The organism is Halorussus sp. MSC15.2 (assembly GCF_010747475.1).
In the GTDB taxonomy this organism is placed as follows: Archaea; Halobacteriota; Halobacteria; order Halobacteriales; family Haladaptataceae; genus Halorussus.
Window position 1 is genome coordinate 1 of the sequence record NZ_VSLZ01000016.1, and the last position, 1,415, is coordinate 1,415.

The 1,415-nt window shown below is 56.7% G+C and carries 1 rRNA gene; it reads right to left on the reverse strand.

Annotated features, from left to right (window positions below):
- Positions 1–65: 65 nt before the first annotated feature.
- A 23S ribosomal RNA gene (locus tag FXF75_RS22295) occupies positions 66–1,415 on the reverse strand; the annotation flags it as partial.

The window sequence follows — 1,415 nt, forward strand, 5'->3', positions numbered from 1 at the left end:
CAACCGTATCGTACGTGCAATCCAGTTTGCGCCTGGACCCGTGTTGAACGGGTGCAGTGCGGTATGAGTGTGTGGCATTGACCTGTTAGTGCTCGCGGACTGAACGCCTCGTTGCCTCGGCGCGTACATCCCGAGTCTATTGAACTCGTCTTCTACGAGTGGTCTCGGTGGTATCTCTTTTCCAGGTGGGTTTCGAGCTTAGATGCGTTCAGCTCTTACCCCGTGTCACGTGGCTGCCCGGCACGCGCCCTTTCGGACGACCGGTACACCAGTGGTGACCAATCGTAGTTCCTCTCGTACTATACGATCGTTCCCGTCAGATACCGTAACACCCCCAATAGATAGCAGCCGACCTGTCTCACGACGGTCTAAACCCAGCTCACGACCTCCTTTAATAGGCGAACAACCTCACCCTTGCCCGCTTCTGCACGGGCAGGATGGAGGGAACCGACATCGAGGTAGCAAGCCACTCGGTCGATATGTGCTCTTGCGAGTGACGACTCTGTTATCCCTAAGGTAGCTTTTCTGTCATCTATCGCCCGCATCAAGCAGGCTGATAGGTTCGCTAGACCACGCTTTCGCGTCAGCGTCCCTTGTTGTGCAGGACACTGTCAGACTTCCTTTTGCTCTTGCGCTCTATTCCGCGTTTCTGACACGGATGAGGAAATCTTGGGGCACGCTCGATATCTTTTCGAGCGTGTACCGCCCCAGTCAAACTGCCCGGCTACCGGTGTCCTCCTCCCGGAGTGAGAGTCACAGTCACTAACGGGTAGTATTTCAATGGTGGCTGGGTGGCCCGCTGGCGCGGGTACCTCTGTAACGCCTCCTACCTATGCTGCACATTAGCGACCGTGTCTCAGCGACAGCCTGCAGTAAAGCTCTATAGGGTCTTCGCTTCCCCTTGGGGGTCTCCAGACTCCGCACTGGAACGTACAGTTCACCGGGCCCAACGTTGGGACAGTGACGCTCTCGTTGATCCATTCATGCAAGCCGCTACTGAAGCGGCAAGGTACTACGCTACCTTAAGAGGGTCATAGTTACCCCCGCCGTTAACGGGTCCTTCGCCCCATTGTACTGGGTGTTCAGATACCCGCACTGGGCAGGATTCAGTGACCGTACGAGTCCTTGCGGATTTGCGGTCACCTATGTTGTTACTAGACAGTCGGAGCGTCCGAGTCACTGCGACCTGCCCCTATCCGGGGCAGGCATCCCTTATCGCGAACTTACGGGACTAACTTGCCGAATTCCCTAACGTCGGTTGCTCCCGACAGGCCTTGGCTTTCACCGCCAGAGCACCTGTGTCGGATCTCGGTACGGACGCTATGCTCCCTTTTCACGGGCCCTAGGTAACGTCAACTTGCGCTGTTTCCGGCTTCGTTCGCTTCGTGCCATTACGGCTTCCACGAAGTTCCCGG